17 protein-coding genes and 1 tRNA gene are annotated in these 18,540 nt (G+C 67.2%); 6 read left to right on the forward strand and 12 right to left on the reverse strand.

Annotation, left to right across the window (positions count from 1 at the left end):
- Window positions 1-269: 269 nt before the first annotated feature.
- A complete protein-coding gene (locus XINFAN_RS13115) occupies window positions 270-2,153 on the reverse strand; it encodes an ABCB family ABC transporter ATP-binding protein/permease (RefSeq protein ID WP_124087321.1) in 1,884 nt (627 codons plus the stop codon).
- A 95-nt stretch (window positions 2,154-2,248) separates the two neighbouring features.
- On the opposite strand from XINFAN_RS13115, the gene XINFAN_RS13120 reads away from it, so the two are divergent.
- Window positions 2,249-2,605, forward strand: a complete 357-nt coding sequence (locus tag XINFAN_RS13120) for an ArsR/SmtB family transcription factor (RefSeq protein ID WP_124087322.1) — start codon at window positions 2,249-2,251, stop codon at window positions 2,603-2,605.
- An 82-nt stretch (window positions 2,606-2,687) separates the two neighbouring features.
- Here the strand turns inward: XINFAN_RS13120 and XINFAN_RS13125 are convergent, their stop codons facing one another.
- Window positions 2,688-3,698 (reverse strand): LysM peptidoglycan-binding domain-containing protein, encoded by a 1,011-nt coding sequence (locus XINFAN_RS13125; RefSeq protein ID WP_160144612.1) that lies wholly within the window; start codon window positions 3,696-3,698, stop codon window positions 2,688-2,690.
- Between the two features lie 495 nt (window positions 3,699-4,193).
- Between XINFAN_RS13125 and XINFAN_RS13130 the strand changes: the two genes are divergently transcribed.
- A complete protein-coding gene (locus XINFAN_RS13130; RefSeq protein ID WP_124087324.1) occupies window positions 4,194-4,796 on the forward strand; it encodes an LOG family protein in 603 nt (200 codons plus the stop codon).
- 308 nt (window positions 4,797-5,104) lie between these two features.
- Here the strand turns inward: XINFAN_RS13130 and XINFAN_RS13135 are convergent, their stop codons facing one another.
- The 10 genes from XINFAN_RS13135 to XINFAN_RS13175 form a co-directional block, all read right to left on the reverse strand.
- Window positions 5,105-6,160: a TraB/GumN family protein gene (locus XINFAN_RS13135; RefSeq protein WP_124087325.1), complete on the reverse strand. Its 1,056-nt coding sequence runs from the start codon at window positions 6,158-6,160 to the stop codon at window positions 5,105-5,107.
- 93 nt (window positions 6,161-6,253) lie between these two features.
- Window positions 6,254-6,856, reverse strand: coding sequence for a superoxide dismutase (locus XINFAN_RS13140; protein ID WP_124087326.1), 603 nt, complete (start codon window positions 6,854-6,856; stop codon window positions 6,254-6,256).
- 159 nt (window positions 6,857-7,015) lie between these two features.
- A complete protein-coding gene (locus XINFAN_RS13145; protein WP_160144613.1) occupies window positions 7,016-7,891 on the reverse strand; it encodes an FkbM family methyltransferase in 876 nt (291 codons plus the stop codon).
- Between the two features lie 80 nt (window positions 7,892-7,971).
- Window positions 7,972-8,394 (reverse strand): hypothetical protein, encoded by a 423-nt coding sequence (locus XINFAN_RS21755; protein ID WP_160144614.1) that lies wholly within the window; start codon window positions 8,392-8,394, stop codon window positions 7,972-7,974.
- Window positions 8,395-8,611: 217 nt separating this feature from the next.
- Window positions 8,612-9,031, reverse strand: a complete 420-nt coding sequence (locus XINFAN_RS13150) for a hypothetical protein (RefSeq protein WP_124087328.1) — start codon at window positions 9,029-9,031, stop codon at window positions 8,612-8,614.
- Window positions 9,032-9,127: 96 nt separating this feature from the next.
- A complete protein-coding gene (locus tag XINFAN_RS13155; protein WP_124087329.1) occupies window positions 9,128-9,673 on the reverse strand; it encodes a sarcosine oxidase subunit gamma in 546 nt (181 codons plus the stop codon).
- The gene (locus XINFAN_RS13160; protein WP_124087330.1) at window positions 9,666-12,680 is read right to left on the reverse strand and encodes a sarcosine oxidase subunit alpha family protein; all 3,015 of its coding nucleotides are present in this window, start codon (window positions 12,678-12,680) and stop codon (window positions 9,666-9,668) included. Before XINFAN_RS13160 ends, XINFAN_RS13155 begins: the two co-directional genes overlap by 8 nt.
- The gene (locus XINFAN_RS13165) at window positions 12,677-13,000 is read right to left on the reverse strand and encodes a sarcosine oxidase subunit delta (RefSeq protein WP_124087331.1); all 324 of its coding nucleotides are present in this window, start codon (window positions 12,998-13,000) and stop codon (window positions 12,677-12,679) included. Before XINFAN_RS13165 ends, XINFAN_RS13160 begins: the two co-directional genes overlap by 4 nt.
- Before the next feature lie 84 nt (window positions 13,001-13,084).
- Complete coding sequence (locus XINFAN_RS13170) at window positions 13,085-13,399, reverse strand: hypothetical protein (RefSeq protein ID WP_124087332.1); 315 nt, start codon at window positions 13,397-13,399, stop codon at window positions 13,085-13,087.
- A 211-nt stretch (window positions 13,400-13,610) separates the two neighbouring features.
- A complete protein-coding gene (locus tag XINFAN_RS13175; protein WP_124087333.1) occupies window positions 13,611-14,858 on the reverse strand; it encodes a sarcosine oxidase subunit beta family protein in 1,248 nt (415 codons plus the stop codon).
- 260 nt (window positions 14,859-15,118) lie between these two features.
- Here XINFAN_RS13175 and ccmI point away from each other — a divergent pair, with 260 nt between their 5' ends.
- The 4 genes from ccmI to XINFAN_RS13195 all read left to right on the forward strand — a co-directional run bounded on the left by ccmI (window position 15,119) and on the right by XINFAN_RS13195 (window position 17,918).
- Complete coding sequence (gene ccmI / locus XINFAN_RS13180) at window positions 15,119-16,366, forward strand: c-type cytochrome biogenesis protein CcmI (RefSeq protein WP_124087334.1); 1,248 nt, start codon at window positions 15,119-15,121, stop codon at window positions 16,364-16,366.
- Window positions 16,363-16,848, forward strand: a complete 486-nt coding sequence (gene ruvX, locus XINFAN_RS13185; protein ID WP_124087335.1) for a Holliday junction resolvase RuvX — start codon at window positions 16,363-16,365, stop codon at window positions 16,846-16,848. The genes ccmI and ruvX overlap by 4 nt, the downstream gene beginning before the upstream one ends.
- The gene (locus tag XINFAN_RS13190; protein WP_124087336.1) at window positions 16,845-17,084 is read left to right on the forward strand and encodes a DUF1289 domain-containing protein; all 240 of its coding nucleotides are present in this window, start codon (window positions 16,845-16,847) and stop codon (window positions 17,082-17,084) included. Before ruvX ends, XINFAN_RS13190 begins: the two co-directional genes overlap by 4 nt.
- Before the next feature lie 744 nt (window positions 17,085-17,828).
- Window positions 17,829-17,918 (forward strand) — tRNA-Ser (locus XINFAN_RS13195).
- Window positions 17,919-18,540 lie beyond the last annotated feature (622 nt).

Below are 18,540 nucleotides of genomic sequence, written 5' to 3' on the forward strand. Positions count from 1 at the left end.
GCTTTCACCCTGATCCAAATACCCCCGCCGGAGGCATCCGCCGCGTTCCACAGACGACCGGTCCGGCAGGAACGCGGACTCTCACCCCCCCCTGGCGAGCGGGCGGCGCCCTTTCGGCCCCGGCCAACCGCCCGGCGAAGACGCATGCTACACCTGATCCGGATCCTTCCGCCGGACGGGATCAGGCGAGCGGACCCGCAGGCGCGGGCCCATGCCGTTCATCCTGCCGCAATATCCCCGCCCTCGGGCCGACGCCGGCCCAAGGGTGCTCAGGCCGCCTCTTCCTCTTCGGCGCGCTGCTGCGCCCACATCGCGGCATAGCGGGCGCTGCGGGCCAGCAACTCCTCATGGGTGCCGCTCTCGATCACCCGCCCGGCCTCCATCACCAGGATCAGATCGGCCTCGGCGATGGTCGACAGCCGGTGCGCGATGGTGATCACGCTGCGGCCCTGGCCCATTTCGCGCAGCGACTCCTGGATCGAGCGTTCGGTCTGGGTGTCGAGCGCCGAGGTCGCCTCGTCGAGAATCAGGATCGGCGGGTTCTTCAGGATGGTGCGCGCGATTCCCACCCGCTGTTTCTCGCCGCCCGAGAGTTTCAGCCCGCGCTCGCCCACCATCGTCTCATAGCCCTCGGGCAGGCTTTCGATGAAATCGTGGATCTTCGCGGCCCGGGCGGCGGCGATGACCGCGGCATCGGTGGCATCCTCGCGGCCATAGGCGATGTTGTAGCGGATGGTGTCGTTGAACAGCACCGTATCCTGCGGCACCACGCCGATCGCCTCATGGAGCGAGCTTTGCGTCACCTCGCGGATGTCCTGGCCGTCGATGCGGATGCTGCCGCCGGTCACGTCGTAGAAACGGAACAACAGCCGCGCCACGGTGGATTTCCCCGAGCCGGAATGGCCGACCAGCGCCAGCGTCTGGCCCGGCTCCACCCGGAAGCTCACGCCTTTCAGGATCTCGCGCGAGGGATCGTAAGAGAAGCGCACCGCATCGAACTCGATCCCGCCGCCCTGCACAGCCAGCGGCTCTGCCCCGGGCGCGTCAGTCACTTCGGCGGGCTGCGACAAGAGGCCGAACATCTGCCCCATATCGACCAGGGCCTGGCGGATCTCGCGGTAGACGGTGCCGAGGAAGCCCAGAGGCATGGTGATCTGGATCATATAGGCGTTGACCATGACGAAATCGCCCACCGTCAGCCGCCCGGCCTGCACCCCCGCCGCCGCCATCACCATCACCGCCACAAGGCCGAGGGTGATGATCAGCGTCTGGCCGATGTTGAGCGCCGAGAGCGAGAGCCCGGTCTTCACCGCCGCCGCCTCGTAGAGACGCATCGCACCGTCGTAGCGCGCCGCCTCGCGCGCTTCGGCGTTGAAATATTTGACGGTTTCATAGTTCAGCAGGCTGTCGACCGCCTTCTGGTTGGCGTCGGTGTCCTGGTCGTTCATCTCCTGGCGGATCTTCACCCGCCATTCGGTGACCTTGAAGGTAAACCAGACATAGATCGCGATGGTCACCGCCACCACCGCCGCGTAACTCCAGCCGAAGGCGAAGGCGAAGATCAGCGTGATCAGCGTGAGTTCGAGGATCAGCGGCCCGATGGAAAACAGCAGGAAGCGCAGGAGGAACTCGACCCCCTTCACGCCGCGCTCGATGATGCGCGAGAGGCCGCCGGTGCGGCGCGAGATGTGATAGCGCATGCTGAGGCGGTGGATATGGCTGAAGGTATCGAGCGCGAGGCGGCGCAGCGCGCGCTGGCCGACGCGGACGAAAACCGCATCGCGCAATTCCTGGAACGCCACCGCGCCGAGCCGGGCGAGACCATAGGCCACCACAAGGCCGATGGCGCCGATGGCCATGACCCGCGCAGGATCGGTTGCGCCCTCGCCGGTCAGCGCATCCACCGCCAGCTTGTAGAACCAGGGCGTGATCACCGAGACCACCTTGGCCACCATCAGGAACAGCATGGCGATCACCACGCGCCGGCGCACCCAGGCCTGGTCGCGGGGCCAGAGATGCGGCAGCACGCGGGCGATGGTCTGCCAGCCGCTGGCGGCGGGCTCGGGGCCGGGCCGCGTGGATCCGGGGGTCGATGCGGGGGGAGATTCGGGGACGGCGCCGTTCGCGGGCAGGGACTCGTCAGGGCGGGGCATGAGGTTCTTTCGGAAGATGGCGGCCGGAGGGGAAGGCTTGCTTTCCCGGCCCGGCGGGGCTATCCATATTTCAAGAGTTCATGAATAGTTGAAGGATGGACCGGAGTAAAGCCCTCGCCGCACTGTCCGCCCTCGCCCACGGCGACCGGCTGGACCTGGTCCGCCTGCTGTTCGCGGCCGGTGCCGGAGGCATGGCGGCGGGAGAGATCGCCCGCACGCTCGGGCTGTCGGCGTCGCGGCTGTCGTTCCATCTGGCGCAGCTGGAACAGGCGGGGCTGATCGGCTCGCGCCGGGTCGCGCGCAACGTGATCTATGCGGTGGACGCGCAGGGCCTTGGCGCCACGATCCGTTACCTGCTGAACGACTGCTGCGGCGAGGATCCCGAGGTGATCGCCTGCTGCCGCGGCTGCGGCGCGGGCGAAGCGGAAGCGGCGGATCGGGACCGCGGCTGACCCTGCATGGGCCGCTCATCGGCCCTGACGGGCCTCTTCGCTCAGCGATGACGCCCGTCAGGGCGGAAGAGCGCCCGGCGCATCAGCGTCCCGGGATGGTGAAGACCTGGCCGGGATAGATCAGATCGGGGTCTCGGATGCGGTCGCGGTTGGCCTCCCACAGCTGGACATAGAGGATCCCTTCTCCCAGTTCGCCCCGCGCGATGGCCCAGAGCGTATGGCCGGGCTGCACCGTGATCGTGACCGGCGGCCCCATCGCGGGCGCCGCGGTCGCGACAGAATCCCCGGCGGGGACGGAGAGCGTGTCCTCCACAGCGGCAGGCGGCGGCGCGATGGCCGCAATCCCTGCCCCGGTCGCGGCGGTTTCCTGCGCGGCGGGCGTCTCGTCCGTTGCGGCAGCAAGTGCCTCGGGCGTCTCGCGCCGGAACGGGGTTTCGAACCGGCCCGTCACCTTGCCAGCCTCGTCGATCTGATCCACCCGCAAGCTATAGAGCCCCGGCGCCACGGCATCGAGCGCCGCGAGCCATTTGCCGTCTGCCCCGACCCTCGCCTCGCCGCCCGCGGGAGCATTGTCGAGATAGAGCCGGACCCAGGCCCCCGGCGTCCCGCTGCCGCCGATCTGCACGAGGCCTGGCGCGGGATAGGTGATGGTCTCGACCGCCACCGGCAGCAGCGCAGATGCGGCCCCGTTCAGCGCGACGGCCCCCTCCTCACCGATCATCAGCGCCACGGATTTCTCCTCCGCCGCGGGCACCGCGCTGTCGGGCGGCGCATCTGCCGCTACGGTTTCGTCAGGCACGGCGGCAGCAGGCGGCGGTCCTGCGATCGGGCCGAGCGCCACCACCTGATCCGGGCGGATCCGCCGCCCGTCGGCCAGTTCCATCTCCAGCATCATCAGCGAGGGGGCGGGATCGGGCGCAAGCGTTGTGACCAGCGCGAATTCGCCGCCCGGGGTGACGGTCGTCTCCGCCACCGCGACCCCGTCGATCAGGATCCCGACCCGCGCGCCCGGCTCGCCCCGCCCGGCGATCGTGGCATGTCCCCCGGGGGTGACGAGCCAGGTGGTGATCAGCGGTCCGGCGGTCTCCGGCACAGGCTCAGCCAGGGGTTCGGGCGAAAGACCCGCTGGCAGAGGGATTTCGGCCCCCCCCGCGGCAGCCGGATCCTGCGCGGCGGGGACGGCAGGAGAAATTCCGGCTTCCGCAGCGGCGGGTGTTTCGGCCCCCGCTTCCTGCCCGGACGGCGCGGAACTGCCTTCCGGCACGGCGCCGTCCGCCGGGATTTCGGCAGCCCCCGGCGTGCCGGCAACCAGCCTCTGCGCGGGCGGACCCTCCACAACTCCGGGCCGCAGCAACAGCCAGGCGGCCAGAACCGCCCCGGCGGCGGCCACCGCCACAATCCCCCCGCGCGCACCCGCGCCGATCGCCATCCAGGCCCTCATCGCCTTCCCCTTTCCGGCCGGTCGCCGTCCCGGCCGGTCTTCGCCGCAGCCACCGCCAAACGCCCGGTTTCCCATCGCATCGCTGCGGCTTTTCGCTTAAGAAAACCCCGATATCGCCCCCGCTGGCAACCGAATTCAGGAGTTCCCATGCAGCTTCCCTCGATCTGCGTCTTCTGCGGCTCGCGCCCCGGAACCAACCCGGCCCATGCCGCAGCCGCCCGCGCCTTCGGCGAGACCATCGCCCGCGAGGGCTGGCGGCTGGTCTACGGCGCGGGCGACGTCGGGCTGATGGGCGAGGTGGCACGCGCCGCCCAGGGCGCGGGCGCCCCCGCGCTCGGGGTGATCCCGGTGCATCTTCTGGGGCTGGAGAAAGGCAAACGCGACCTGACCACCTTCGTGATCACCGAGGACATGCACGAGCGCAAGAAGGTCATGTTCATGAACTCCGACGCGGTGGTGGTGCTGCCCGGGGGCGCGGGCAGCCTCGACGAATTCTTCGAGGTGCTGACCTGGGCGCAGATCGGGCTGCACGGCAAACCGATCTTCCTGCTGGACATCGGGGGCTACTGGCGGCCGCTGACCGCGCTGATCGACCATGTGATCGCCGAGGGCTTCGCCGCGCCCTCGCTCAATGACCTGTTCCGCAGTGTGGACAGCGTGGACGAACTGACCGCCGCGCTGCGCGACTACCTTGCCGAAGGCCCGCAAAGCCGCTTCATCCGCCCGGTGCCGGACCAGCCCCGCGGCTGAAGCCCCCTTTTCAGCGTCCGCTTCTTGCGGCAAGCCGGGAAAGGGGGCCCTGCCCCCGTCTCCTTCGGAGACTCCCCCGGGGTATTTCGGTCAGGATGAAAGAGCTTTTCATCCTGATACAAATACCCCCGCCGGAGGCGTCCTGTGGCAGCGAGAAGCGCTCGGGCGGGCAGGAGAGCCGGCCCGCGTCACGTGCTGCCGGAGCTCACCTTGCCGCAAGTATCCCGCCCGGAGGCGGTGAAAGTGCGACGCAAGCCCTTTTCATCTGTCCTCAGATATTCCCGGCGCCGGACGACGGGGCGCGGCTGTCAGGGCCTCTCGCCGGGAAGCGTCACGCGCTCTGCCCGGTAGCCCGCGTCGCGCAGCATGGCCACCAGCCCCAGATCACCCGGCAGATGCGAGGCGCCGACCGCGACCAGCGCGCCGCCCTCGTCGAGCAGCGGGCGCAAAGCATCCATCCACATCGCATTGCGCTCGATCAGCAGATAGCCGTTCGCCAGCGCCTCGGTTTCGCGCCCGCGCGCCTCGCCGAGGGTGTTGCGCAGCCATTCCGAGGACCAGGCGTCGAGAAGGCCGATCCGCCCCTCGCGGTAAAGCGCGAAGCTGGTCTCGCGCACGCCCTTCTCCACCGATTCCGGCCCCAGATAAAGCGCATAGGACAGCACCGCCGCCCGCGCCGCCGCCGCGCGGTGCGGCTCGTTGAGCTGATCGCCGAATTCCCAGGGCTTTTGCAGCCCCGTCACCTGCGCACCGCCGAGCCAGGCCTGCTGCGCGATGTAATAATCCTGCCCGGGCAGAAAGCCGGACAGGTAATCCGCGCAGGGATCGGCGAGCAGCAGGCTGAGAACGCCCGCATCGGTCATCTGCGGCAGGTAATCGCGCATCCAGCCGAAGGTTTCGGCACGCTGGTAGATATAATCGCGCCAGGGCTGCGGGATATCGGTGCGCGGATCGGGCTCGGCCGGAAAGGGCAGCCACATCCAGTTCTGGTCGTAGCTGCGGCGCAATTCCGCCGGGCTGTCGGCAAGAGGATCGAATTCCAGCGCCACCACCCGCGCCGCGGCGATCACCTCGCGCAAGGCGTCCGGCAGATCGAGAATCGCCGGATCCGGCACGTGATACGTGCCCCAGAGATGCGACACCTCGCCCCCGGCCGCGGTGATCCGCCACAGCTTGCCGGTGCCGTTCGGTATCTGTGCCGCCGCGGCCTCCCAGCGGGCCTCGGCCCCGGGCGTCAGGATGTTGCGGTCGATCACCGCTTCGCCCACCAGGCAGGCCTCGGGGGTGAACCAGTCCTGCGCCGCCAGCGGCAGCGGGGCGCCGAGAAGCGCGGCGAGGATCGGCGCGGACAGCCGCAGGCGCATCGGGAAACTCCGGCAGAGGTTAAGACAAGGCCCCGCGCGCCGGGGCGCACGGGGCCGTTTTGCCCGGACCGGGCCGAAACCCGGAACCCGGCCTCAGAGCCGCGCGGCGACCGCTTCCCAGTTCACCAGCTTGTCGAGGAAGTTGGTCAGGTAAGCCGGGCGCTTGTTGCGGAAGTCGATGTAATAGCTGTGCTCCCAGACATCGCAGCCCAGAAGCGCGGTCTGGCCGAAGCAGAGCGGGTTCACGCCGTTCTCGGTCTTCGTGACCTTCAGGCTGCCGTCCTTGTCCTTCACGAGCCAGGCCCAGCCCGAGCCGAACTGGCCTGCGCCGGCGGCCGAGAATTCCTCTTTGAACTTGTCGACCGAACCGAAGGCCTCGGTCAGCGCCTTGTCCAGCGCGCCCGGGATCTTCTTGCCCTCGCCCGGTCCCATCACTTCCCAGAACAGGTTGTGATTCCAGTGCTGCGAGGCGTTGTTGAAGATGCCGTTTTGCGCCACGGCGCCAGCCTGATAAGTGCCCTTGACGATCTCTTCGAGGGATTTGTTCTCCCATTCGGTGCCGGCGATCAGCTTGTTGCCGTTGTCGACATAGGCCTTGTGATGCAGGTCGTGATGGTATTCCAGCGTCTCTTTCGACATGCCGAGCGGCGCGAGGGCGTCATGGGCATAGGGAAGATCGGGAAGGGTGAAAGCCATCGGAAGAACTCCTGTCCGGGAATTTGCGCTACCATGGGAATAAGGGCTCAACCGTCGGGAAGGTCAAGCCCGGCAAAGAGATGCCAGCCGCGGCGGCAGGTCCTGGCCGATGGAGCAAGGACAGGCCCGCCCAACCGGCGGAGCCGGCTTACGCAGGTTTCAAAGGGCTTTCAGCGCCTCGGGCATGGCATCGACATAGGCGGCGGGCAGGTCCCCGGCCACCCTGCCCCGGCGCACAAGCTCGTCCAGGAGATGCAGCACCAGCGAATGGCTTTGAAACACCGCCGCCGCCAGCAGCGCCAGATGCGCGATCTGATCATCGGCGAATGCGGCGATCTTCGTCAGATCGCGGATGTAAACCGCATCGCCGTCGACCAGCTGATCCGACACCCGCCGCGGCCTGAGCCGCGACTTCTGTGAATTGGCAAGCGGACGGGAGGTGCCCGAGAGGAATTTGTGCAGCGTAAAGCCCTGACGGCGCAACTCGTTGTCCACCCCGCCCATCATCGGCTCGTTCCGGTAGAGCCGGTGATAGCGCAGCTCGACAATCACGCAGACCGCCCGCTCCAGCACCTTTTCCGCGCCGGCGAAGACGAGGTTCTCGCCGCCCTGGATGTCGATCTTCATCAGATCGAACCCGGGCAGATCCGCCAGCGCGTCGAGCGCCACCGTCTCCATCGCGATCTCCTCCTCGACTTTGGACCATCGCGGGCCGCCGACCAGCCGCATCGCCGCGGCATCCGGCTCGAAGATCGAGGTCAGGCCCGAACTGCGGCAGATGCGCAGCGTCGCCGGGCTGCCATCGCCCACCGCATGCGGGAAATAGATCTCATCCCCGGATTTCGTTTCAAGAAGCGCTGCGAAAGCCGAGGGCTGCGGCTCGAACCCCACCACGCGGCAGTTGCCGGATTTCAGCAGATCCGCATAGGGCGGCACATTGACCGGATTGGCCCCCACGTCGACGATGGTGGTCTTGCGCGGGAAGGACAGCTCCCGCAGCAGAAATCGCACGGTTTCAGGCAGATCGCCGGGCATGGTTTCCTCGTGCCAGGGGCGCCGGAAGACGGCGCGGAAAACGGGCGGCGGCGCGCAGCCGCCTGCGGCGCGGGTCGCGCTCAGAGCTGTGCACAGGGGCCCGAGACGGTGCGGGCGGGCGGGTAATCCCAGCCATCGACCCAGCCGGTGACGGTGATGGTTTTTCCGGTCGCATCGAATCCCGCCTTGTAGGCGAAGCGGGCGGTGCGCGCGCCCTGGTGCTCGGCAAGCCTGACCTTCCAGCGCATGCCGATCACGCCGTCTTTCACCGCCAGCCTCACGGGGACGAAATCGCCGCTGATGTCGGTGATCTGCGGATCGCTGACCCAGGCCTCGCCGCGCGCGCCGTCCCACAGGATCAGCAGCGAGCCCGAGAAGAACGCGGTCTTGTCGTTGACCGGCGCAAGATCGCATTTCCACAGGCTGCCCCCTGCCAGCGCGGGCAAGGTGCAGGACAAGACGCTGGACAAGGCGAGAAGACCGGCCGCGGCAATGCGTTTCATGAAAGATCCCGTTCAACCTGTCAGGCCCGGCGAAACCCGCCGCACGGCACAGGAAGACAGGTTCCGCCCCCGCCCGTCAAGAGCCCCGGGACACCCCGGGGGCCGCCCCTGCACGGCCCCGGCCGCCGGTTTCACGAATCAACGGGGGCCGTGGGGTATTCGGATCAGAAGAAGGCAGCGCGAGCCTTGTGCAGCACAGCCCGCGCCGTACGGCGGTTCAGCCGCCGGGCTTTTCGGCCCTGCACTGGCCATAGACCACCGTGGGGGTGTTGTCATATCCATGCGGCCAGCCCCGGACCGAAATCCGGCCGGTCTCCGGTGTCAGGCTGGCGATATATTCGACCTTCGCCTTGCGGCTGGCCTGGGCGGGAAGATTCGCCACCGTCCAGTTCAGCGTGATCCTGTCACCCTTGCGCCCGACTTTCGCCGGAAGCGGCTCCTCGTAGATGGACGCGATCAGCGGGTCGTAAACTATAGCGACCCCCGCATCGGAATCGAGCACGATGATCAGCGGCGTCGCGCTGAAGGACGCGCCCGGCGGCGCCTTCAGATCGCAGCGAAGCACCTGCCCGTCTGCATGGGCGAAAGTCGCGACAAGCGACGCGGCAAGAAAACTGCCGAAAAAGAGATGGCGCAAAATATCCTCCGGGGAATCGCAGTGACAGAACAATCGTTCTGCCGATCTGAAACCGGCCGGCGCGCCGTGGCAAGCCCGCCGGGCCGATTTTTGCGCTCAGATCTCGCTGCCCGGCAGTGCGGAATGGGTCAAAAGGCCCATCACATAGCCCGCGACCGAGCGGAAGCAGACGACGGTATAGCCGCCCTCGCCCGCCCAGAACGCCGCCGCCACCTGGCCAAGGCGCGAGCGGCGCAGCTCTTCCCCCACCGTATCCATATCGGCGGGCGAGAGCTTGCGCAGCACCTGGTCGGCCTTTTCGCCCTCGATGCGGAACACCGCGCGGGCGTCCGAGACATCGGCGGCAAGGTGATGGGTGCCCGCAAGCCCGCCTTCCAGCGCCGCCATCGCGGCCGCAACGCCGTGATAGGGCAGGATCAGCAGATATTCGTCCGGGCTCATCCAGCCGCAGCTCATGCCGCCCTGATGGGTGATCCGGCGCGGCTGCGGCAGATCGCAGCCGCTGGCCGCCTTCACCGCTTCCGCAAGCCCCGGAGTGCCGGGTTTCGCGCGCAGGGTGATCATGCCGACCGGGCCGATCTCGCGCACACGGACGAAGCCCTCGCTCTGGGCGCCGTTCAGCGCCGCAACCGGATCAGACATTCTGTTTCTCCCCTTCCGGGTCATAGAAGACCGGGCTGACGACTTTGGCCGAAACACCGGCGCCGCCGCTGGCCGAGGTGAACTCCACCACCTCGCCCATCCGCGCCGGGCCGTTCTTCAGGAGGCCCATGGCGATGCCGCGCTTCAGCGTGGGCGAGTAATAGGTCGAGGTGATCCGGCCCTGGGCATTGCGGAAGCCGTATTCGTTGCTGCCCGGCGCGGTGACATAGGCGCCATCCGGGATCACCGATCCGTCCAGTGCCTCGAAGCCGACCAGTTTCCAGCGATCATTCGAGGCAAGGAAGCTCCGCTGCTGGCCGCGTTTGCCGAGGAAGTCTTCCTTCTTCTTCGACACCGCCCAGTCGAGGTTCAGGTCCTGCGGGATCACCGTGCCGTCGGTCTCGTCACCGATCATGATGAAGCCCTTTTCGGCGCGCAGCACGTGCAGCCCCTCGGTGCCGTAGGGCATGGCACCAAGATCGGCGCCGAGCCGGTGGCAGAGCTCCCAGAAGGCCGCGCCATGGCTCGCGGGAACCGCGATCTCGTAGCTGAGCTCACCCGAGAAGCTGATCCGGTGCACCCGGACCGGGAAGCCGCCAAGCGTGCCCTCGGCGAAAGTCATGAAGGGGATCGCCTCTTTCGAGACATCCATCCCGCCCATCTTCTCCAGCAGTTTGCGCGCATTCGGGCCGACCACGGCGACCTGGGCATATTGCTCGGTCAGATTGGCGGTATAGACCTGCCAGTCCCACCATTCGCATTGCAGCCAGTCTTCCATCCAGCCGTGGATCCGGTCCGCGCCGCCCGAGGTGGTGTGGCAGAGCCAGGAATCCTCGGTCAGCCGCACCACCACACCGTCGTCGGACAGGAAGCCCTGTTCGTTGCACATCAGGCCATAGCGGCATTTGCCGATCGGCAGGCTGCTCATGACGTTGGTGTAGAGCATGTCGAGGAATTTCCCCGCATCCGGCCCTTTGACGAGGATCTTGCCCAGCGTCGAGGCGTCGAGGATGCCGAGCCGCTCGCGGGTGTTCGTCACCTCGCGGTTGACGGCCTGTTCATGGGTCTCCCCGGCGCGCGGATAGCAATAGGGGCGCTGCCAGAGGCCGACGGGCTCCATATAGGCGCCCTGCGACAGGTGCCAGTCGTGCATCGGCGTGCGGCGCAGGGGCTGGAAGATGTCGCCCCTCGCCTCGCCCGCCAGCGCGCCGATGGTGACGGGCGTATAGGGCGGGCGGAAGGTGGTGGTGCCGACCGCGGGAATATCCGCGCCAAGCGCGCCCGACAGCACGGCAAGGCCGTTGATGTTCGACAGTTTCCCCTGATCGGTCGCCATGCCGAGCGTGGTGTAACGCTTGGTATGTTCGACCGAGACATAGCCCTCGCGCGCGGCGAGCTGCACGTCCGAGACCTTCACGTCGTTCTGCCAGTCGAGCCACATCTTCGACTTCAGCGCGGGCCCCGCCCCTTCGGGCATGATCCAGACCGGCAGAAGATCACCCTCTGCCACGCTGTCGGCCTGCGCCGCAGCCACAGAAGGCGCCTCACGGCCAAGCGCGGCCAGCGCCGCGCCGGCGGCCTCGGCCGCGTCGGAGAGCGCATCGGCGGCAGCCAGCGCGCCGTTCGCGGCCCCGGCCGGGTAAACCATGGCGGTGCCGTCCAGCGTCAGCGGCGGGCGGTTCCTGTCGGGGCGGAACATGGCTGCCTTGCGGTCCCAGTCCAGCTTGCCGCCGCAATGGCTCCACAGATGGACCACCGGCGACCAGCCGCCGGACATGGCGACCGCATCGCAGGCGATCTCTTCCAGCGCGGCGCCCTCGCCGGTGACGAGGCCGATGGCGACGCCGGTGACGAATTTCTTCCCCTTGACCTTGACCACGCCGCGGCCGGTTTCGACCCGGATCCCCATGGCGCGCACCCGCTCGGGCAATTCGCCGGTGACCTGGGCGCGGGCGTCGATCACAGCGGCGACCACCAGCCCGGCCTCTTTCAGCGCGATGGCGGTGCGGTAGGCGTCGTCATTGTTGGTGACGACCACGGTACGGTCACCCGGCGAGACGGCGAAATTCACCACGTAATCGCGCATGGCCGAGGCCAGCATGACGCCCGGGATGTCGTTCCCGGCAAAGGACAGCGGCCGTTCCAGCGCCCCGGTGGCCGAGACGATACGGCCCGCGCGGATGCGCCAGAGGCGTTTGCGCGGACGGCCATCGCCCGGGGTGTGATCGGCGATACGTTCCTCGGCCAGCACATAGCCGTGGTCGTAGACGCCCGAAACCATGGTGCGGGCGCGAAGCGTGACATTCTTCATGCCATCAAGGGCTTGCAGCGCGGATTTCACCCAGTCATCCGCGGATTTTCCGTCGATGACATCGCCATCGACCGGCGCGCGGCCGCCCCAGTGCGGGGTCTGTTCCAGCACCAGAACCCTCAACCCGGAGGCCCCGGCGACCAGCGCCGCCTGAAGCCCGGCGATGCCGCCCCCGGCGATCAGCACGTCGCAATGGCCGTAGGTGTATTCGTAGCGGTCGGCATCCGGCTCGGTCGGCGCCTTTCCGAGGCCTGCCGAGCGGCGGATGATCGGCTCGAACAGATGTTTCCAGGCCGGGCGCGGATGGATGAAGGTCTTGTAGTAGAAGCCCGCCGGCAGGAAGCGGTAGAGCTTGTCATTCACCGCCCCGATGTCGAATTCGAGGCTGGGCCAGTGGTTCTGGCTGGTCGAGGTCAGCCCGTCGAACAGTTCCGTCGTGGTGACGCGCTGGTTCGGCTCGAACCGCGCGCCTTCGCCAAGCCCCACCAGAGCGTTCGGCTCTTCCGGCCCCGAGGCCATGATGCCGCGCGGGCGGTGGTATTTGAACGACCGCCCCACCAGGGTCTGGCCGTTCGCCAAGAGCGCCGAGGCGAGCGTGTCGCCGCGGCAGCCCCGCATCCTCTTGCCGTTGAAGGTGAATTCAACCCCGGCCGCCCTGTCGATCAGGCGCCCGCCCGTTCCAAGCCGCGCGCTCATTTCCAGCCCTTCCAGTCCGGCCGTCTGGCCTTGATCTTCGCGATGAGTTCGGCCGGCGGCTCGGTGGTCTGGGCAGGATAGGTGCCAAAGACTTCGAGCGTCGCCGTGCAGCGGGCGGCGAGAAACCACTTGCCGCAGCCATAAGCGTGACGCCAGCGTTCAAAATGGACGCCCTTCGGGTTTTGCCGGGCGAACATATAGGTCTCGAAATCCTCGTCCGTCGAGCCGGGTCCGAAGCGCTTCAGATGCGCCTCGCCCCCCGGGGACAGTTCGGTTTCCTCGGCCTTCACCCCACAGCAGGGGCATTCAAGGATCAGCATGCGGGCCTCGCAACGGCAAAAAGCCAGGGGGCGCAAAGCCCCCCGGCCAGCAGGTCAGGGAAAGATGTGACGGTCTGCGCGCGGTCAGTCGGCCGGCGCAGGGACGGGTTCAGGTGCGGCTTCCGGCCCGGCCGGAACCATGGGGTCGACGCCCGGAATGGCGCCCGAAGGCTCGGCTGCCGGGTCAGCGGCAGGAGCTGGCACCGCCGGGACGGTTTCGACCGGCGTTGCAGGCGTGGGCGGGGAGTCGCTGAAAGCGTAGATCGCGACGATGATGGCCAGCACAACGACGCCGATGGCGACGATGAGTCCTGGCCCGGTGCTGACGCGACGTTCCACCGGCGGCTGCCGGAATTCAGCGGCGCGCGGCGGCGCCGGGCGGTCGGGGTCATATGCCATTGGATCGTCTCCGTTCCTGTTGCGGACGGAGGAGAAACCACGGCAGGCCGGCACAGGTTCCGGCTGTCCTGGCCAGCGGCCAGGTTTCGCCGGTTCGCCGCCGGTCCCTGCGCGAAATCCCGCGCGGACCGCGGCCCACCCGCGGCGCGGCAATTTTCTTCAAAGAAAATTGCAAATTCCTTTGAAGGAATTTGAGCCGTCGCGCGGGTCATCAGTGTGCCACCCCTGCGGCGACGCTTTCGTCGATGAACCGGCCCTCTTTGAAGCGCCACATGTCGAATTCCGCCGCCAGCGGCCCGGGCTCGCCCTTCGCCACCAGTTCCGCCATCGCCCAGCCCGAGCCGGGGATCGCCTTGAATCCCCCGGTGCCCCAGCCGCAGTTGATGAAGCAATTCCCGAGCGGCGTCTTCGAGATCAGCGGCGAGCGGTCGCCGGTCATGTCGACGATCCCGCCCCATTGCCGCAGCATCTTGAGCCGCGAGATCACCGGGAAGGTCTCGACCAGGGCGCGGAGCGTTTCCTCGATGTGATGGAAAGAACCGCGCTGCGTGTAGTTGTTGAACCCGTCGGTGCCGCCGCCGATCACCAGCTCGCCCTTGTCGGACTGGCTGATGTAGCCGTGGACGGTGTTCGCCATCACCACGATGTCGATGCACGGCTTGATCGGCTCGGACACCAGCGCCTGGAGCGCGATGGATTCGATCGGCAGCCGGAAGCCCGCCATTTCAGCCAGCACGCCGGAATGACCGGCGACGACGATCCCCAGCTTCTTGCAGCCGATCTCGCCTCTGGTGGTCTCCACCCCGGTGACGACGCCGTTCGCCGAACGCACCGCGGTGACTTCGCAGTTCTGGATGATGTCCATCCCCATGTCGGAGCAGGCGCGGGCATAGCCCCAGGCCACCGCGTCATGGCGCGCGGTGCCGCCCCTTGCCTGATACTGCCCGCCCAGCACCGGATAGCGCGGGCCGTGCAGATTGATCATCGGCACCAGCTTCTTCACCTGTTCGGGCGTGACCCATTCGGTCGCCACGCCTTGCAGCTGGTTCGCATGCACCGTGCGCTTGTAGCCCCGCACCTCGTGATGGGTCTGCGCCAGCATCAGCAGGCCGCGTGGGCTGAACATGATGTTGTAGTTCAGATCCTGGCTCAGCGTCTCATAGAGCGCGCGGGCCTTCTCGAAGATCGCCGAGGACGGATCCTGGAGATAGTTCGAGCGGATGATGGTCGTATTGCGACCCGTGTTGCCGCCGCCGAGCCAGCCCTTCTCGATCACCGCGACATTGGTGATGCCGAAATTCTTGCCGAGGTAATAGGCGGTGGCAAGGCCATGGCCGCCGGCGCCGACGATGATGACATCGTATTGCTTCTTCGGCTCCGGGCTGCGCCAGGCTTTCTCCCAGCCGCTGTGAAAGCGCAAAGCCTCGCGGGCGATGGCAAAAACCGAATAGCGTCTCATCAGGATTCTCCGCCGGGACTGTCCGCCGCTCATGGGCCCGCCGACTCGGGCGCGCCCGGTTTGCCGGCCGGATCGTTTTGCTTCGGGATGCAGTTTCATCCCCGCCTTTGCGCGGCACAATCGGGAAAATTGCGACATGACGACATGGCCGTGCGGCTTCGCGGCCCGGCTGCGGCGATTGGCGCGCGGCGGAAGACCTTTTGCCCGGGCCGCGAAACCATTACATCGGGCGGCGGAAGAGCTTTGCGCAAAGGCAGGACATGACCTTCATCGGCGATTCTCCCGGCTTCTGGCTTGTCGCGATCTGTCTGGCGGCGGGGGTGGCGGGGCTTCTGATCCTCAGCCTGCTGGCAGCGCGCGGCCGCAGCGGCGAGGCCCCGGCGCTGGCGCATGACGTCGCGCTCTATCGCGACCAGATCGCCGGGATCGAACGCGATGAGGCGCGCGGCACCCTTGCCCCCTCCGAGGCGAAACGGCTGAAGACCGAGGTCGCGCGGCGCCTGCTGGAGGCCGACCGCCGTGCGGCGCGCACCGGGGGCGGCGAACGCCCCGCGCGCGGCGCGCTGATCCTGCCCGCCCTGGCCATCCTTGCCGCGGTGGGCGGCGGGATCGGCATCTATCTCCGGCTCGGCCAGCCGGGGCTGCCCGACCTTCCGCTGGCCAGCCGCATCGCCGAGGCGGATGCCCGTATCGCAGGCCGCCAGTCGCAGGCAGGCTTCGTGGCCAGCCTGCCCCCCGTTCCCGCAATGCCCGTCGAGCCGGAATTCGCCGCGCTGATGGACAAGCTGCGCGCCGCGGTCGACCCTGCCGTGTCGCAGGATCTGACCGGCCTCGCGCTTCTCGCGCGCAACGAGGCGGCGCTTGGGAATTTCGGCCCCGCGCGCGCCGCGCAGGAGCGGCTGATCGCGGTGAAAGGCCCGACCGACGCGGCCGCGGATCACGTCTTTCTGGCCGAGATCCTGATCCGTGAGGCCGGCGCCTATGTCTCGCCCGAGGCCGAGGCCGCCCTGCGCGCGGCGCTGGCGATCGAGCCGCAGAACGGCGCCGCGCTCTATTATTACGGGCTGATGTTCGCGCAAGGGGGGCGCTTCGACCGCGCCTTCGCGCTCTGGCAGCCGCTGATGAACCGCACCGCGCCGGATGCGCCCTGGGCCGCGATCCTGCGCGAACAGATCGCCGAGGTCGCCATGCTGGCCGGGGTGGACTATCAGCCCCCCCCTGCCCCGGCGCTGCCCGGCCCCGATGCCGCGGCACTGGCGGCGGCGGCGGATCTGGCGCCCGAAGACCGGGCCGCGATGGTCGAAGGCATGGTGGCGCAGCTTTCGCAAAGACTGGCGACCGAGGGTGGCCCGGCAGAGGAATGGGCGCGGCTGATCCGCTCGCTCGGGGTGCTGGGGCGCGAGGCCGAGGCGCGCGAAATCCTCGCGGAGGCGCGGTCGCGCTTCACCGCCGCCGAAGACCTTGCCCTGATCGGGGCTGCCGCCACTGACGCGGGCCTCGCGGAATGATCTGCGCAACCATCGGCGATTTCGCCCTGGAACTGCCGCCCTTCGGCGCCGTCGCCGGGCTGGACCTCGGGACCAGGACCATCGGCGTCGCGCTCTCCGATCTGCGCCGTTCGGTGGCCACCCCCGCCCTGGTGATCCGGCGCGAGAAATTCACCCTCGACGCGGCGCAGCTTCTGACGCTGCTGACGGCGCGCGAGGCGAAGGGGATCGTGCTCGGCCTGCCGCTGAACATGGACGGCAGCGAGGGCCCGCGCGCCCAATCGACCCGCGCCTTCGCCCGCAATCTGGAGAAGCTGACCCCCCTTCCCATCGCCTTCTGGGACGAGCGGCTGTCGACCGTGGCGGCGGAACGCGCGCTGCTGGAGGCGGATGCGTCGCGAAAGCGTCGCAAAGAGGTTATCGACGCGGTGGCGGCCGGTTATATCCTTCAGGGCGCGCTGGATCGGCTGGCGCAGATCGGGCGGGAGGATAGCCGCGGGTGAAAGACGACCTCTGGCAACGCGACGAAATCGAAAGCCCCTGCGTGAAGATCTGCGTCATCCACCCCGATGCGCAGATCTGCGTCGGCTGCCACCGCAGCCGCGCCGAGATCGCCGCCTGGTCGCAGATGACGCCAGAGGCGCGGCGCGGGATCATGATGGACCTGCCCTCGCGCGCGGGGCGGCTGGTGCAGCGCCGCGGCGGCCGGGCCGGAAGGCTCGGGCGCGGCGAGGGCTGAAACCGGGCCGGGGGCCAGCCCCCGTCGCGTTCCGCGACTCCCCCGGGATATTTTCAGACAGAAAATGGGGCGATGTCTGCTCTGATCGTTTCAGTCTCTGAATAGCCTCAATGGAGGGTCTGGAGGAAGGAGGGTCTGGAGGAAAATAAGATAACCAGCTGTAATTGCTAAAAATATATCTGGAAGCTGTTCTTTTGTGTTACAGTTTTGTGCATCAGGTGATACACGGATTTTGTCTCCTAACTCCGGCGCTTGAGCAAGCGGACGCCCAGTCAAACCACAGCGCTTCGGCAGCTCGGGATGCGACAGCAAGTTCGCTGTTTGCCACAGACCTGGCCATTTGATTGCGACGTCAGAGGTAGTGACCCTACCCCACCCAAGTCGATACAATGAGCCCATGGCGGCCATCGGCCGAGTCCCTTTAATGTCTGCTTCGCGGCCCATTGCCCTGTCCAGAATTTTGTTCTGTCGAACAGAGCCTTCAACGATCGTCCTTACGAAGTCTCTCTGCTAAGAATCTTCGTGTCACGCACCGCAATAATTTGAGTCGCGCTACCCGGGGCCCCTTAATCTCATCAACCTGCCGCAGGCGTCCGGGGGCAGCCGGCCTCTTCCGGGCTTCTGCAATTCTTCTGTCTCATGCCAGTGGGGCCTCTCTCCCCGAGGGTTTTCTGACCGCCCGTACGACGCGGCGAAACTTCGGCCTTGAAGAGCGGCCCGGGCTGCGTATAGACAGCCCCTCACGGACAGTTGGCCGAGTGGTCGAAGGCGCACGCCTGGAAAGTGTGTAGGCGGGGAACCGTCTCGAGGGTTCGAATCCCTCACTGTCCGCCATATGCCACTGAAATCATTGGATAATTTCGCATATACGGCGATATACCCGCCAACCAACCCGCCATCTATTTTGCGATTGGGCGCTTGTGGCGTGACACGAATTTTTGCAGTGCATGACACGAATACTTGCAGCAGCGCGATTTCGTGAAACCGGGGTGTGAAGGGGCGTTTAAGCCCCGATTGAGCGAGCCGTGCTGGGAATCACCGGTCCCCAAGCTTCGAGGGCGTTGCGAATCTAGGCCAAGCCTCCACCGTCCCGAAGAAAGCCTGGAACGCGTAGGCCCTTCGAGACGATCACCAGTTCCGAGCCGAGCCGCTTGGTTTGCACAGAGTATTGAATACCCAGCCTGAATACCCTGCGCGCATGATACAGATGCTCGATCTCGGGACAGTCATCATAGGTCGTCACCCAGTGACGCTGCAGCGAAAGGACTTCCTTCGCAAGATGGGCATGGTCGTCGGCCTGATAATAGCTCGTGTACAGATCTGCTCCCCGGCGGAAGTAGGGCGGATCGATGCAGAAGTGAGCTACTCCCCGGAAATCGGACAGTGACGGAAGCTACGATCTGACGTTTGCTGGTCTCCAATGACGAGGAGATCAGGAATGCGGAAACGCAGGAAC

The sequence above is a fragment of the Pseudogemmobacter humi genome, assembly GCF_900609055.1.
GTDB lineage: Bacteria > Pseudomonadota > Alphaproteobacteria > Rhodobacterales > Rhodobacteraceae > Pseudogemmobacter > Pseudogemmobacter humi.